The sequence below is a fragment of the Pseudoalteromonas gelatinilytica genome (assembly GCF_001641615.1).
GTDB lineage: Bacteria > Pseudomonadota > Gammaproteobacteria > Enterobacterales > Alteromonadaceae > Pseudoalteromonas > Pseudoalteromonas gelatinilytica.
On sequence record NZ_LRRU01000010.1, the window covers coordinates 1 to 12,117 of the forward strand.

Genomic DNA, 12,117 nt, shown 5'->3' on the forward strand with positions numbered 1-12,117 from the left:
CCGATGATAGTGTGGCATTTGCCATGTGAAAGTAGGACATCGCCAGGCTCCAAATTAAAGAAAGCCCGATTCGAAAGAGTCGGGCTTTTTTGCGTCTGGGAGCTGTCAGCTTTCAGCCGTCAGACGTCAGCTGAAATACAGAGATATCAGTGGTTAGAGATTAGATGTCAGAGTTAGCGAGTTGCAAGTTAGCAAGGGTAAAGTTGATCTGTGGGGTTGTTTAGTAAAGAGTCACCCTCAGCAACACCCCCCGTAGGAGGCATTTCAGTGCCGAATCTAGACCATAACAAATACATTCACGGCTAAATAGTTAGCGAGTTGTTAGTTAGCAAGGGTAAAGTTGAACTGTTGGTTTGTTTAGTACAGAGTCACCCTCAGCAACAAACCCCGTAGGAGGCACTTCAGTGCCGAATCTAGACCTTAGCAAAACATTCATGGCTAAAGCCATTCCTACAAGTACACTTTACCTAGAACCTAAAACCTAGAGCAGAGGAAGACGCTGCACCAAACACCCACACCGCGCAGCTGATCGCTGACGGCTGAAAGCTGATAGCTCTGTGTTGGGTTTCACTTCGCTCTACCCAACCTACGCCAGACCTTAAAACTTTCCCCTCGCTAACTTTACCCTTTCAAACTTGCTAACTAGCGACTAAAAAAGCCCATACTCTTCGGTTTCTTCTGCTTCGTGGCGCATGAGGTGCTCAGGGCGGAAAATGGCGCTTGGGTCTAATAATAAGCTGTGTTTATGCTTCATTTTGATTAGTCCGCGCATCATGTTTTTAGTTTGCGGATCAACATCAAAACCCACAGAGGTAAGTTGGTCTAATGGTTTGATATCTTCTTTCTTCACGTTGATGTTGTCTTCTACTTTGTCGACTAGAAGGCCTATATGAGGTGTTACGCCATCTTTTGTGGTGAAGATGATGATAGGCTTATAATCAAGAATGATCTGCTCACGTGCCGATTCAAACAGTCTAATAAGTTGGTTGAATGTTTGGCGCTTTTTCTCTGCAAATAAGCTGATTACTTTGTCGTGAGGTTGGCTCTTTTGTAATTCTAATAATTCACCGGCCATGGCATGTAATTCACGGTGTGGCTTATCAAACTTGGCTAAGATACTTTGTAAGTCTTCGTTATCGGTTTCAAAATTGTTATACCAGCGACCAAAAGCGCATTTGTCTGGATCTGTGGCTTTTGTAAAAGGTGCACCTGTTACTAGGCTATTTTCTAAGGCATCTAGCCAATCTAAATGGTCTTTTTCTCTTTCGACTAAAAGGTCAGATAATTCGCTATTGGTCTCTTTGGTTGAGTGATTGTTTAATACAATTCCTAAATCAAAGATAGGCGTTGGGGTTTCCATATAATCTTTAACCCCAATGAAGCTTTTATTTTCATTTGGCAACGACGTTAAATTTCCTTCGTAACGCTCAGTTAGAAGAATATCGAGAATTTTTAGTGAAATGGTCTTTTGGCCAACTCGAAAATTAATCAGATCCATATTTCCCTCAAAGCCTTGTTAAGTCTCTATAGCATAGAACATTATTGTAATTTAGTCGTAGTTTAACCTAATTACTTTTAAAATATGAGCGGTAGATTTTTTTGTTATTTCCCGCAGTGTGAGTGTTAAATAGATCAGCGAAATCTGATGTGTCAGTAAAGAGATGATTTAGCTCGGTCAGCAGACATTGATTGTTTAGTGGCGTTGGGCATTTTTGGGCAGCGCTAACCAAGGCAACGGCATTCAAATAACCTTCAAATATAATTCTATTTGCACTCGTGTGATAAGGCTCGATATCTTCAATAAACTGCTTACACCAAGGGTTTTTACAGTTATTAGGGTCGGGAACCACTTCAGTGACCATAATGTTGGCGGGCTGTTTAACTCGCTGATATAAATCATGGCTCGAAACGAAAGACACCGAAGTATAATCTGGGTTGAAGCTTTGTTTGTTTGCTGCATTAATGAATTCAGCGAGAGGCTCGTAAGTGCCGACTAAACAAATTGCGGTTGCTTTACTTTCTTTTAGAAGCGCTAAAGCTTTTGAAATATCATCACTATTGCGCTTAAACCGAGCGACTTCTACAGGTTTAATACCATGTATTTTTAACGCATTAACAAGGTTGTTTTCTACCATATAGCCAAACTCATCGGCTTGGATCATCAAGCCAATTTTTTCATGCTTACGCTCTTTCACGAAATAATTAATCTGCTCTATGGCTTCATCTTGGTAGCTCGCTCGAAGATTAAATACATTTGGCATTGAGCTGTTATGTAAAAAATCAGCGCCTGTAAATGGCATTAGAAAAGGAATGCGGTGCCTATCCAGTAAAGGTTTAATTGCATGAGCTGTTGGTGTGCCCATAGAGCCAAAAATTGCATGGATCTTTCGATCAAATAAAAACTCGCGGGTATTCACTACGGTATTTTTTGGCTCGTAGCCATCATCAGCTAATATCAGATCGATACTTTGCCCATTAATACCGTTTTCTTTGTTGATTTTATTAAAGTAAATATTACTGCCAAGCGCCAGTTGTTCGCCTATTTGCTTTGCCGGTCCTGTGAGTGCAGTGGACATGCCTAGTTTAATGGTAGGCTGTGCGTGTTCAGCTAAAGCTATCTGAGATAGCAGCAAGGTATAAATACATAAACACTTAATGGCTGTGATTTTGAAGTGATTTATAGTGAGCATACCAACCTTGCACTGCGGTTTTGAACTGTGAGTCTAAGTCTTTTTTACCTGTAAAACCGGCTTCATCGATTAAGCTATTTACAGAGGTTTGCTGTAATACTAGTCGAATAAGGATGAATTTTGTATGTTCATCTAATAAATTTAGACTAATTGGTGTGCTCCAAATCATTTGCCATAGCAATGGCTGCACTTGGAAGAGGTTAATATCACCAATTAACAGTCGCTCAGCTCTTGCATCTAAGGCAGGAGAATAGTCACTTTTTGGTAAGCTTTTGAATAGCTCTGCAATAAGCTGCCAAGGAAGCGAGCTAAAGTGACCAAGGAGTTGCAAAGACAGGTCTTGCTTAAACTCCTCTATAAAGAGTTCTGCGCTATCTGAAGTTTGCTTATCTAACGCTTTAATCACTAAAGCAGCATGTTCAGCCGTTGCTTTGTCATGACTAAATCCAAGCTTAACAACATTAAAGCCATTACTTTGCCAAAACTTAACTAACGCTGCATTGGCGCCAAAGCTGGCACCAAAATAACTGCAATTATTTAATTGGCTTTCGCAGTAGTTTAACAGGGCTGAGCCAATACCTTGTTGATGACATTCAGGTGCAACAGCTATTCTCACGACTCTCGCTGAGTGTTTACACAAGTCTTCTGTATTTCGGCTCAATTGAGTCAGAGTTTGCGCCATTAAATGACCATGTGGCCGACGCTTTCCTCTTATAACCTGCTCTGCGATTTCTGGTGTTAAGCCACCCTCAATAGCAATTAAGCAAACGGCTTTTAATGTACTTTCTTGTTTGCAGATCGATAGTTGTAACTCTGGGGCATCAAGCAATTGGCGTAAGTCGTTTACCGTAGTTTGATAATGAGCTAACGCCAATAGCGCCATAATTTGGCTAAGCAGCTGCTCATCATCAATGAGTTGCTCTTTGCTTATGCTTTCAAATTGGTAAGAATTACCACTTTGCGCTTCTAGGTACTTTGCATCGAGTAGTAATAGTTCGCGTAGGCTATTTTCGAGGGGGTCACGTTTAGCAAAACGAATAGGTTCATCCAGAGTAACTGCCTTTAGCGATTTATATTGGCTACGTAAGTAATGTAAAAAACGTAACGTGTAACCACGCCCATTTCCTTCATAACCAACCATAGTGCTGGCAAATACGATCCGTGGATAACTTTTTAGGATCTGCAATAGCATAGGAACCGGAATCGCTGCTGCTTCGTCGACAAATAACAGATCGCAATCAGGTTTTTCGTTTAGCAGTGTATCTGGCGCAATATAGCTAAGGTTAGCTAGCTGCTTACAGTTTTGCTCTTTGCTAACACCAAGCTCAGCGGCTAAATGTTTAAAGCTTGTTTGTACGGCTTTGGCTTGGGTGGCACAAATAAGGATTTTTTTATCTTGAAGACATGCTGCTGCAAGCCCTAAAGCAGCTGACTTACCACGACCTCGGTCTGCACTGATCACGAAAGGACGATTAGCGCGCCCTGTCGCGGTTTTAATAATTTGCTCTACACATGCTTGTTGTTGCTGATAATTTATCTCAGCATTTGCTGGCGAAATTGATTGGTAACTAGGAAGCGAGTGCTCAGTAAAATAATGTGGCTGCAATTTTAGCTTGGCGAAAAAGCGCTGATTAAAAAAGCTGTGTTTAACCTCTTCGCCATAAGAGGTGATACTTGTGAGTGCTGGGTCTTGCCACTTATCGTCATCGGGCAGCAATAATATCAGTACACCGCCTGCTTTTACGGTACCTGCAAGCGCGGCTAGTTTATTGGCATATAAACCGCTAAAACCATCAAAAATTGCGTGATGAAACTCTTGACCAAGAATTTGGTGAGCATGTTTTGGAAACTCACTATTTGCTAATAATGAGTTGCTACTGAAAACATAGGTATTTTTAAGCGCTAATTGGTTTGCAAACTGATAGCACCAAGTTTCGCTGCCTTGCACAAAGACAAGCTGGCGATGCTTTGCAATCACCAGCTCATTACACAGTGCTGTTATATACTCATTATAAGGCTTGAAGTCTTGCATACTGTGTTACAAGCCATTTGCTGCCTAGGTCATCAAAGTTCACTTGAATACGTGACTGTGCGCCGCTACCTTCGTAATTGAGTACGGTTCCTGCACCGAACTTAGCGTGTAATACGCGTTGCCCTAAGTTAAAGCCGCTATCTTCAAATGCGGCATGTGTTACTGACGGACTAAAACGACCTGCCGCAGGTGGTCTTGAAACCTGTGTTTTAATACGAATTTCTTCGATACAGTCTTCAGGCATTTCGCGTAAAAAGCGTGATGGGCTGTGGTATTTTTCTTGTCCGTATAAACGGCGACTTTCTGCATGGCTAATGTATAGTTTTTCCATTGCGCGAGTCATACCAACATAGCAGAGGCGACGTTCTTCTTCTAAACGACCAGACTCTTCATTACTTTGTTGTGATGGGAACATGCCCTCTTCAACACCAACCATAAATACCAGTGGGAATTCTAGGCCTTTTGCTGAGTGCAGAGTCATCATTTGCACCGCGTCTTCGTGCTCGTCAGCTTGACCTTCGCCAGATTCTAGTGAGGTATAAGCCAAAAAGCCCTGTAGTGGTGAGCTGAACTCTTCATCTTCTGGGAGTTCATATTGACCACAAGCACTAATTAGCTCTTCTAAGTTTTCTACGCGGGCACGGCCTTTTTCACCTTTTTCAGCTTGATACATTGCCATTAACCCCGAGCTTTGAATGGCGTATTTCGCTTGCTCTTCTAAGGTGAGATCGCTGATCTTATCTTCGATATGCTCAACAAGCTCTAAGAATTTAGTGACGGCACTCGCTGCACGGCCAGATAAGTGCTGCTGCTCGATAATAGCTTTTGCGGCATACCAAAGTGGCAATGACTCATTGCGCGCGCAATCACGAATGTGGCTTAGTGTTTTATCACCAATGCCGCGAGCAGGGGTGTTAATAACGCGCTCGAAAGCAGCATCATCTTGACGGTTACCCACTAAACGTAAATACGAAAGTGCATCTTTGATCTCTTGGCGCTCGAAGAAGCGCATACCGCCGTAAATACGGTATTTTAAACCTTCTTGTAGCATCGCTTCCTCGAGTACACGAGATTGCGCATTGTTACGGTATAAAATGGCGGCATCTTGTAATGCATTACCTGCATTTAGCCAGCTACGTAGTTTGCTGCTGACAAAGCGCGCTTCGTCTAACTCATTAAACGCAGCGTAAACAGAAATAGGCTCACCATCATTGCCGTCTGTCCACAGGCTTTTACCCATGCGTTCAGCATTGTTTTTGATCAGCGCATTTGATGCTTTCAAGATTGTTGCCGTTGAACGGTAATTTTGTTCAAGGCGAATGGTTTCGGCTTCGAAGTCAGTTAAAAAGCGTTTGATATTCTCAATTTTTGCGCCACGCCAGCCATAGATACTTTGGTCATCATCACCTACGATCATAATACTGTTAGTGTCACCTGCGAGTAATTTTAACCAGGCATACTGAATAGTATTAGTATCCTGGAACTCGTCGACCAGCATATGGGCAAAACGCTGTTGATAATGACGTAAAAGTGTTGGGTGGTTTTTAAGTACTTCGTAGCAGCGCAGCAGTATTTCTGCAAAGTCGACTAAACCTGCACGGTCACAAGCCTCTTGATATGCAGCATAGACTTTCAGCATCATTTGCTCATTAATATCGTAGGCTTGAATGTCTTTAGGTCGCAGACCTTCATCTTTTTTCGCGCTGATATACCAACCAAATTGTTTTGCTGGCCACTTTTTATCATCGATGTTCATCGCTTTAAGTAAGCGTTTGATCATACGTTGTTGATCGTCAGAATCTAAAATTTGAAAGCTTTCAGGCAAGTTCGCTTCACGGTGATGGGCGCGCAGAATACGATGAGATAAGCCGTGGAAAGTACCAATCCACATACCACCAACCGGTGCTTTTAAGGTTTCTTCTACACGAGTGCGCATTTCTTTCGCGGCTTTGTTAGTGAAGGTTACCGCAAAGATGCTGTATGCAGAAGCTTGCTCAACTTGCATGAGCCATGCGATGCGATGAACAAGTACTCGAGTTTTACCAGAACCTGCACCTGCAAGTACTAGCATATTTTGCAATGGGGCTGCGACTGCATCCCGTTGTTTGTCATTTAAGCCATCGAGTAATTCAGAAACGTCCATCGTTACGCCTTTTCAATCTATAATGGGTGGAGTATAACAGGTGTTTATGCAAGGCTAAATAAAATACTGTTTTTATAAACAGCTATTTGGGCAAGTCATTAAAATTGAAGTATAAAAATTGTGAATTTGACCGATTTTTAGCAAAAAAAACTAAAATCAAAATAACGTAACTTTTTAACGCTTTGATTTGTAAGCCATAATAAGTTGGCATAAAGTGTGTTTACTAAAAGTATAATCATTAAAAACTACAGAGGTTAGTATGGCAGAGCAAGGTTCTGGCGGTAATGTAATCGCAGCAATATGTAATATCTTTTTTCCTGGTTTAGGACAATTGGTACAAGGTCGTTTAATGGCGGCTATTGCATTCTTTTTAGCATGGGTTATTAGTGGTGCACTAATTTATGTTGCAGTTGGCTTTATTTTACTGCCAATCGTATACCTATGGGCGATTATTGATGCTGCGCGTTTCAAATCGAGAGTCTAGCTATTTTAAATAGCATAAACACGAGCGCCACGTTGGCGCTCGTGCTGCTTTAAAGCTACAAAACTCGCCACGTTTAGCTGCAAACGGTATAATTAGCAGATAACGTATTATGAGTACCCTCCATGGAATATCAATTTATCCGCGATCCTATTAGCGGTTTACGCATTAAAATCTCCTCTGAGCATGCAGTTATTGGCCGTTGGCTAAATGAAGAAGTCGGCAAAGAAAAAATCGCGATGGTGCAAGCGTTGATCTCTGCGGTTAAGAGCAGTCATGAGCCTTTAACCTTACAGGGTCAAGAAATTGATTTGATCTTAAGTAAAGACGAAGCGCTATTCGAAGCTCATGCATTACATCAAGACAACGAAGACTTAGTTGCCTACCAAGATGATGATTTAATGCTTGAAGAAGAAGGCCTGTGCAGTGGCTGTGGTTTTGAAGACTTTGTTGATTTAATTGAATCTTGGCAAGAATTTACACAAGGCCGATAAGCAGACGCATGGTCTGCTTATCGATTACTAAATTATTGCTCGCTAACTGATTTAACAGCGGCTAGTAATAAATCTTCTGTTAAGCGGACTTTGTAATTTGGGTTGGCGTATTGAAAATGAACTAACCCATTTGTATCTATCACGAATACTGCGGGTACTGGCAGTGCTACTTTCGCTTCACCCTCTAACGAGACAAAGTTAACCCCAAGCTTATTGCGGTAAATCTTTGCTGTTTTGTCATCTAAGTAAAACGCTAGACCTAACGTTTGCGCCAAAGTGAGGCTGTCGTCAGAAAGCAATTGATAGCTAGGAGCTGTAATTTTTGTTTCAGCGAGTTTTTCAGGGCTATCTGGTGAAACGGCAATTAATTGCGCGTTTAAATTTGCTAATTCTTTCTCAATTTTTTGCACGCTGGCCAATTGCTTTGAACAATATGGACACCAGCCACCACGATAAACAATCAGCACAGTGGTTTTCTCTTTAAAGCGCTCAGCGAGCGAGACGGTTTTACCGTATTGGTCTTTCAATTCAACATTTGGCACCGTTAAGCCAGGTAATAACGGACTAACTTGCTCTGCTGACTCGGCAATATTGGTCGCAGTTGCAGCGATAACGTGGCTTGATAGTACAAACAGTACACTAATGAATAGGGATTTAAACATGGGCTTCCTCGGTTATTTTTATCAACTGCAAAGATGACCTGATTGTTGCGGGATTTATTTCATCTTTACCTACATCAAACTCAAATTTAACTGTAGTATATAGGCAAATAAAAAATGCAAGTTGGGATAAAGAATGTCTGCTAATTTACAAAAACTCGTTGTTATGCTCGAAATGCAAAATGCGATGAATACCAAAGTTCATGAGCAATGGTTTAGCCAAGGTTTTGAATGGTATCGTGCAATTTGGGTTGAGTGTGCTGAAATGCTTGATCACTACGGTTGGAAGTGGTGGAAAAAACAAACCCCAGATACAGAACAAGTTATTTTAGAGTTAGTTGATATTTTCCATTTTGGTTTATCTTTACGTATTGATGGTGAAACCAGCTATGAGCAGTTGGCTGCGCAACTTGAAGCTGAGTTAAGTGCACCAGTTCAAGCCGATGATTTTAAACAAACACTCGAATTATTAGCCGCATCAGCTGTTGCTGAAAAGAGTTTTAATGCCGCTGCATTTGCAGGTTGTATGGCGCAAATTGGTATGGATATCGATGATTTATACCGTGGCTACGTTGGTAAAAATACCTTGAACTTCTTCCGCCAAGATCATGGCTACAAAGACGGTAGTTATATCAAAGTGTGGAATGGCCAAGAAGATAACGAGCACTTAGTTGAAGTGGTAAAAAGCCTCGATACAGAGCATGCAGATTTTGCAAAACTTGTATACCAAGGCTTAGAGCAGCGTTACCCGAAGTAATTATTTAACGGGGATAAACTCGCGAAAATCGATGGTCGATAAAAAGCCATCAAATTGCTTATGCGGTTGCTGACTATCAGGGTTGGCAACCGCAAGTATATGGCCGATACCAAACTCTTTTGCCGCATCTAGTACGGCAGGGCTGTCGTCCACAAATAAAGTCCGTTCCTTATCAAACTGCCATTCTTGGTGGACTTGTTGCCATAATGGTTGATGCTCTTTACTCACGCCATATTGGTGAGTTGAGATCACCCCGTCTAAGTAATTATCGATAGCAGTATGTTCAAACTTTAACATGGCACAATCTGGGTGCGCGTTAGTAAGCATGATCAATTGCTTGCCTGCTTTTCTCAGTTCAGTTAAGAAAGGCGGAACATCTTCACGAATTCTGATTAAATGTTGAATCTCACGTTTTAGCGCCATAATTGGTAAATCAAGTTGCTGTTGCCAATAATCTAAACAGTACCAATTAATTTGTCCGTGAACTTGTTGATAACGGTGCAAAATGTCAGCTTTTGCTGCGTCTAAACTGATTTTATGTTTACGTGCATATTGCTCGGGAATAACAGTAAGCCAGAAATAATTATCAAAATGCAAATCGAGTAAGGTGCCATCCATATCTAACAACACAGTATCGATTTTTGACCAATTTAACATAGGCAATTCACTTTAAAAGATTTATGATGAGCATAACTGCCATGATAGCAAATTAATGCCAATGACACAGAAAAAGCATCCTACACCACCGCAAATTTTGTCTAATGAAGTTGTCGCTAAAAGTCGACTATTTACTGTTGAATCGCTCGAATTGAAGTTCTCAAATGATGAGCAAAGGCAATACGAAAGAATTCGTGGCGGTGGTAGGGGGGCTGTTATGATCGTGCCAGTAACGGCCGATAACGAACTGTTATTAGTGCGAGAATATTGTGCAGGTACCAATGATTATCAGTTGGGCTTTCCTAAGGGCTTAATTGACCCAGGCGAAACACCTCAGCAAGCTGCAGACCGTGAGCTGAAAGAAGAAGTTGGCTTTGGTGCTAAACATTTCGCTGAACTTAAAAAAGTTAGCATGGCGCCAAGTTACTTTAATGCCACTATGCATATTTTGTATGCTGAAGATCTCTACACTGAAACCTTACCTGGTGATGAGCCTGAACCGCTTGTCGTTGTTAAATGGCCAATAACTGATTGGCAATCATTATTGCAACAAGAAGACTTTACTGAAGCACGAAGTGTCGCAGCTTTGCTATTATTAACAAAGTACTTAGAGTCGGGAGCGGGCAATGAATGATTTTTTAGAACCGTGTATTCGGTTAGCTGAGCAAGCAGGCGATGCCATTATGGCCATTTATCAGCAGGATGATATTGGTGCTGAGCAAAAGTCAGATCATACTCCGGTCACCAAGGCTGACTTAGCATCAAATGACGTATTAATGGCAGGTTTGAAGACCCTAGCCCCTGATATTCCAATTATGTCAGAAGAAACACCCATTCCAGCGCTGGCAGACAGAAAAGATTGGCACCGTTATTGGCTGCTTGATCCTATGGATGGTACTGGGGAGTTTATTCTGGAAAGCGGTGATTTTGCAGTTAATATCGCATTAGTTGAAAATAATCGCCCAGTGCTGGGTGTTATTCATTGGCCAGCGAAACAAGTGACTTATTTTGCAAGTTATCAAAATGGCGCGTTTAAACGTGAAAATGGCCAAGATCAGCAAATTTCGGTAGCAACACCCGATAATTTAACCTTAGCTGTAAGCCGCAGACAAAAAATTGAAGCGGTCAGCCAGTATCTAAATACTCAGTTTGCGACAGTGGCATTAGGCTCATGTTCATTAAAAGCGTGTATTATCGCTGAAGGTAAAGCGGATTGCTTTTTACGTATCGGGCCAACAGGTGAGTGGGATACCGGCGCGTCACAAGTGATTGTAGAAGAAGCCGGTGGTTGCATTACAGATGCTGAATTTAACCCGTTAACTTACAATCAACGAGAAAGCACAGAAAACCCAGATTTTATTGTGATGGGTCACCCGGATTGGGAATGGCAAAAAATGATTAGTCCTCATCAGCGTGCATTTTAGCTTTGTTTTGTGTGCTTTTTGTTCGTTTGAGTTAAATTTATCACTATAACCCTTGATTTCTAATCTTATTGCTATATGATAGCGCTCTCTTTGAAACAGGGCGTCGTTAACATGCTCATGTTACTAAGAGATTACAGGCGCGGGATGGAGCAGAATGATAAATCATTCGTCGGACTCGCTAATACCTGAAGTCGAAGGTCGTCGGTTTAAATCCGGCTTCTGGGACTATAAACATACAGGCGCGGGATGGAGCAGCCTGGTAGCTCGTCGGGCTCATAACCCGAAGGTCGTCGGTTCAAATCCGGCTCCCGCAACCAACTTCTTAAATTAAGTGAGAAGTAAAATAAACTTAATAATTTCAGGCGCGGGATGGAGCAGCCTGGTAGCTCGTCGGGCTCATAACCCGAAGGTCGTCGGTTCAAATCCGGCTCCCGCAACCAACTTCTTAAATTAAGTGAGAAGTAAAATAAACTTAATAATTTCAGGCGCGGGATGGAGCAGCCTGGTAGCTCGTCGGGCTCATAACCCGAAGGTCGTCGGTTCAAATCCGGCTCCCGCAACCAACTGAAATTATATAATAGGCACGCGAAAGCGTGTTTTTTTATGCCTGAAATTCAGGTTCAGAGCCCGAAGTTCGTCGGTTCGCTCTCAAAATTCACAGCCCCCGCAACCAACTGAAATTAAAAATTAATATGTAATACTAGACACGCGAAAGCGTGTTTTTTTATGTCTGGAATTCAGGCTCAGAGCCCGAAGGTCGTCGGTTCGCTCTCAAAATTC

General features: G+C 41.9%; 11 protein-coding genes and 3 tRNA genes. 8 read left to right on the forward strand and 6 right to left on the reverse strand.

The features are described 5' to 3' along the window. Positions 1 to 649: 649 nt before the first annotated feature. The 4 genes from NH153_RS04585 to uvrD all read right to left on the reverse strand — a co-directional run bounded on the left by NH153_RS04585 (position 650) and on the right by uvrD (position 6,865). Positions 650 to 1,498 (reverse strand): CZB domain-containing protein, encoded by an 849-nt coding sequence (locus NH153_RS04585; protein ID WP_063701484.1) that lies wholly within the window; start codon positions 1,496 to 1,498, stop codon positions 650 to 652. A gap of 67 nt (positions 1,499 to 1,565) precedes the next feature. Further along, positions 1,566 to 2,690, reverse strand: coding sequence for an ABC transporter substrate-binding protein (locus NH153_RS04590; RefSeq protein ID WP_105175101.1), 1,125 nt, complete (start codon positions 2,688 to 2,690; stop codon positions 1,566 to 1,568). Beyond that, positions 2,653 to 4,722 carry a GNAT family N-acetyltransferase gene (locus NH153_RS04595; protein ID WP_063701486.1) on the reverse strand — a complete coding sequence of 690 codons (2,070 nt, stop codon included), beginning with the start codon at positions 4,720 to 4,722 and terminating at the stop codon, positions 2,653 to 2,655. Before NH153_RS04595 ends, NH153_RS04590 begins: the two co-directional genes overlap by 38 nt. Next, positions 4,700 to 6,865 (reverse strand): DNA helicase II, encoded by a 2,166-nt coding sequence (uvrD, locus tag NH153_RS04600; RefSeq protein ID WP_063701489.1) that lies wholly within the window; start codon positions 6,863 to 6,865, stop codon positions 4,700 to 4,702. The genes NH153_RS04595 and uvrD overlap by 23 nt, the downstream gene beginning before the upstream one ends. A 259-nt stretch (positions 6,866 to 7,124) precedes the next feature. Between uvrD and NH153_RS04605 the strand changes: the two genes are divergently transcribed. Beyond that, positions 7,125 to 7,349 (forward strand): hypothetical protein, encoded by a 225-nt coding sequence (locus NH153_RS04605; protein WP_063701490.1) that lies wholly within the window; start codon positions 7,125 to 7,127, stop codon positions 7,347 to 7,349. A gap of 122 nt (positions 7,350 to 7,471) precedes the next feature. Next, on the forward strand, positions 7,472 to 7,840 hold the full coding sequence (locus NH153_RS04610; RefSeq protein ID WP_063701492.1) for a YacL family protein: 369 nt from the start codon (positions 7,472 to 7,474) through the stop codon (positions 7,838 to 7,840). Between the two features lie 32 nt (positions 7,841 to 7,872). Here the strand turns inward: NH153_RS04610 and NH153_RS04615 are convergent, their stop codons facing one another. Further along, a complete protein-coding gene (locus NH153_RS04615; protein ID WP_063701494.1) occupies positions 7,873 to 8,502 on the reverse strand; it encodes a peroxiredoxin-like family protein in 630 nt (209 codons plus the stop codon). A 133-nt stretch (positions 8,503 to 8,635) separates the two neighbouring features. Between NH153_RS04615 and NH153_RS04620 the strand changes: the two genes are divergently transcribed. Next, complete coding sequence (locus NH153_RS04620; RefSeq protein WP_055199370.1) at positions 8,636 to 9,256, forward strand: dUTP diphosphatase; 621 nt, start codon at positions 8,636 to 8,638, stop codon at positions 9,254 to 9,256. Here the strand turns inward: NH153_RS04620 and yrfG are convergent, their stop codons facing one another. Next, positions 9,257 to 9,913 carry a GMP/IMP nucleotidase gene (gene yrfG / locus NH153_RS04625; RefSeq protein WP_063701496.1) on the reverse strand — a complete coding sequence of 219 codons (657 nt, stop codon included), beginning with the start codon at positions 9,911 to 9,913 and terminating at the stop codon, positions 9,257 to 9,259. 61 nt (positions 9,914 to 9,974) lie between these two features. Between yrfG and nudE the strand changes: the two genes are divergently transcribed. The 5 genes from nudE (at position 9,975) to NH153_RS04650 (ending at position 11,900) form a co-directional block, all read left to right on the forward strand. Next, a complete protein-coding gene (gene nudE / locus NH153_RS04630) occupies positions 9,975 to 10,547 on the forward strand; it encodes an ADP compounds hydrolase NudE (RefSeq protein ID WP_171038326.1) in 573 nt (190 codons plus the stop codon). Then, positions 10,540 to 11,337, forward strand: a complete 798-nt coding sequence (gene cysQ / locus NH153_RS04635) for a 3'(2'),5'-bisphosphate nucleotidase CysQ (protein WP_054563939.1) — start codon at positions 10,540 to 10,542, stop codon at positions 11,335 to 11,337. The genes nudE and cysQ overlap by 8 nt, the downstream gene beginning before the upstream one ends. A 240-nt stretch (positions 11,338 to 11,577) precedes the next feature. Continuing rightward, positions 11,578 to 11,654, forward strand: a tRNA-Met gene (locus tag NH153_RS04640). 46 nt (positions 11,655 to 11,700) lie between these two features. Further along, positions 11,701 to 11,777, forward strand: a tRNA-Met gene (locus tag NH153_RS04645). A gap of 46 nt (positions 11,778 to 11,823) precedes the next feature. Next, a tRNA-Met gene (locus NH153_RS04650) sits at positions 11,824 to 11,900 on the forward strand. Positions 11,901 to 12,117 lie beyond the last annotated feature (217 nt).

Bases quoted from the DNA above. Each gene is read 5' to 3' on its own strand.
- NH153_RS04585 (WP_063701484.1), bottom strand. From the start codon at position 1,498: ATGGATCTGATTAATTTTCGAGTTGGCCAAAAGACCATTTCACTAAAA.
- NH153_RS04590 (WP_105175101.1), bottom strand. From the start codon at position 2,690: ATGCTCACTATAAATCACTTCAAAATCACAGCCATTAAGTGTTTATGT.
- NH153_RS04595 (WP_063701486.1), bottom strand. From the start codon at position 4,722: ATGCAAGACTTCAAGCCTTATAATGAGTATATAACAGCACTGTGTAAT.
- uvrD (WP_063701489.1), bottom strand. From the start codon at position 6,865: ATGGACGTTTCTGAATTACTCGATGGCTTAAATGACAAACAACGGGAT.
- NH153_RS04605 (WP_063701490.1), top strand. From the start codon at position 7,125: ATGGCAGAGCAAGGTTCTGGCGGTAATGTAATCGCAGCAATATGTAAT.
- NH153_RS04610 (WP_063701492.1), top strand. From the start codon at position 7,472: ATGGAATATCAATTTATCCGCGATCCTATTAGCGGTTTACGCATTAAA.
- NH153_RS04615 (WP_063701494.1), bottom strand. From the start codon at position 8,502: ATGTTTAAATCCCTATTCATTAGTGTACTGTTTGTACTATCAAGCCAC.
- NH153_RS04620 (WP_055199370.1), top strand. From the start codon at position 8,636: ATGTCTGCTAATTTACAAAAACTCGTTGTTATGCTCGAAATGCAAAAT.
- yrfG (WP_063701496.1), bottom strand. From the start codon at position 9,913: ATGTTAAATTGGTCAAAAATCGATACTGTGTTGTTAGATATGGATGGC.
- nudE (WP_171038326.1), top strand. From the start codon at position 9,975: ATGACACAGAAAAAGCATCCTACACCACCGCAAATTTTGTCTAATGAA.
- cysQ (WP_054563939.1), top strand. From the start codon at position 10,540: ATGAATGATTTTTTAGAACCGTGTATTCGGTTAGCTGAGCAAGCAGGC.